Origin of the sequence: Macromonas nakdongensis (genome assembly GCF_002837145.1) — a bacterium.
GTDB classification, from domain to species: domain Bacteria; phylum Pseudomonadota; class Gammaproteobacteria; order Burkholderiales; family Burkholderiaceae_C; genus Macromonas_B; species Macromonas_B nakdongensis.
Window position 1 is genome coordinate 1 of record NZ_NWMV01000137.1, and the last position, 1754, is coordinate 1754.

3 protein-coding genes and 1 pseudogene are annotated in these 1754 nt (G+C 72.7%); all 4 read right to left on the reverse strand.

Translation table 11 applies throughout. The annotated features are described in order from the left end of the window. Positions 1 to 190, reverse strand: a pseudogene (locus tag CON77_RS14070) (AMP-binding protein); the annotation flags it as partial. Beyond that, positions 187 to 759: a biotin transporter BioY gene (locus CON77_RS14075; protein WP_439650584.1), complete on the reverse strand. Its 573-nt coding sequence runs from the start codon at positions 757 to 759 to the stop codon at positions 187 to 189. The pseudogene CON77_RS14070 and the gene CON77_RS14075, both read right to left, overlap by 4 nt. A 49-nt stretch (positions 760 to 808) precedes the next feature. Beyond that, the gene (locus CON77_RS14080; protein WP_101050143.1) at positions 809 to 1402 is read right to left on the reverse strand and encodes a CbiQ family ECF transporter T component; all 594 of its coding nucleotides are present in this window, start codon (positions 1400 to 1402) and stop codon (positions 809 to 811) included. Beyond that, a partial coding sequence (locus CON77_RS14085; RefSeq protein WP_157826984.1) for an AAA family ATPase occupies positions 1395 to 1754 on the reverse strand: 360 nt, incomplete at its 5' end. The genes CON77_RS14085 and CON77_RS14080, both read right to left, overlap by 8 nt.

Consider the following 1754-nt stretch of genomic DNA (forward strand, 5'->3'; position numbering starts at 1 on the left):
CGGCGTCCACGAACACGGTGGCCGGGGCCCGGCCCGCCGTCAGGCGCGCCGCCACCTGGCCGACCGCGGTGTGCAACTCGGCAAAACTCAGGAAGCAGCGGCCGTCTTGCAGCGCCACGGCGTGCGGGCGTTCGAGCGCCCAACGCGCCAGCGGGGCGTGGACCAGGTCGGCCGCGGCCGCCAGGCTCATGGGGTGGCGCGGCCGCCGAAGCGCCAGTCGGGCAAGCCGCGGGCGATGGTGTGCACCACCAGGGCCGCCAGGACACATTTCACCAGATCGCCCGGCACGAACACCAGGGTGCCCAGCAGCGCCTGCGACCAGCTCAGCTTGGCCAGGAACACCAGGCCCACCACGCCACTCAGGTGCACCACCAGCAAGCCCCCCAGGGCGGCGGCGGCCAAAGCCGACAGGCCAGCCTGGCGTGGCGTGCGCGACGGCAGCCAGCCCATGCACCAACCGGTCACCAAGGCGCCGAACGTCCAGCCGATGAGGTAGCCGCTGGACGGTGCGAAAAACACCCCCAGGCCGCCGCGCCCGCCCGACAGCAGGGGCAGGCCGAGCGACACCGCCAGCAGGAACAGCAGCACCGCCTGCAAGCCCCGCTTGGGGCCGAGCACGCAACCCGCCAGCATCACCCCCAGGGTCTGGAGGGTGATGGGCACGCCCAGGGGCAGGTCGATTTTCGGCACCAGGCCGAAGACGGCCAGCAGGGCGGCAAACAGCGCCACGAGCGCAAACGAATGGCGGTTGGTGTTCATGGACATTCCGTGTAAGGGTGGGGGCACGGTGGGCGGGCGGCCGCGCCCTTCACCGGCCCAGGCGGACCTGGAGTGTATCGGCAACGCGGCGCGCTGCCATCAGGGTCTGGATGATCAGAGGCGCCAGCAGGCGCAGCCCGCCGGCGCGGCCGGTGCGCAGGCGATGGGCCTCGTCCAGCCGCTTCCACAGCACGAAAAAATGCTCGGTGAAGCGCAGCATCAAGGCCAGTTGCAGGGCCAGCAGGTCCACCCGCACGCCCAGCCGGGCCAAGGGCGACAGCAGGCGCTCCAGCACCGTCAGCAGGTCCGACGGGGTGGTGGTCAGCGTCAGCGCGGTGCCCAGCAGGGCCACGCTGCTCAGGCGCAGGGCGCTGGTCAGCCCCCACAGCGCTTGCCCCAGGGCGGCGTGGAACAGCGCCACCAGGGCCGAGCCCAGCACGATGGACAGCACCAGCTTGCGCACCCCGGCGGTGGCCCGCCCCAGGGACGCAAAGCCAAGCACGCACACGCTGGCCACCACGGCCAACACGCCCAGGTGCTGGACCAGGAACAAGCCGGTGCCCAGCAGCGCCAGCACCAGCAGCTTGGCCCCGGCCGGCACGCGGTGCAGCCAGGTGGGGTGTTCGCTGTACAGGCTACGCACGGACGCTCGCGGCGCGGCGCGCCACGTCCGCTTCGTAGGCGGCGCAGACCTCGGCGCCGGGGCCGTCGCCACGCACCTGGCCGCGGTCCAGCCAGACCACGCGGGCGTAGTGGCGCACGTGGTCGAGCACGTGGGTGGAGACGATGACCTGTTGCGGCACCCGGTCGATTTCGCGGTGCAGGCGCGCCTGGCCGGGCAGGTCCAGGCTGGCGTAGGGTTCGTCCAGCAGCAGCACCCGGGGCGCGGCGATCAGCAGAGCCAGCCAGCAGACGTGCTGGCGCTGGCCCTGGCTCAGGCTGCCGATGGCACGTTCGGCCCAGTCGGCCAGGCCGCGCTCGGCCAGCCAGGCGCT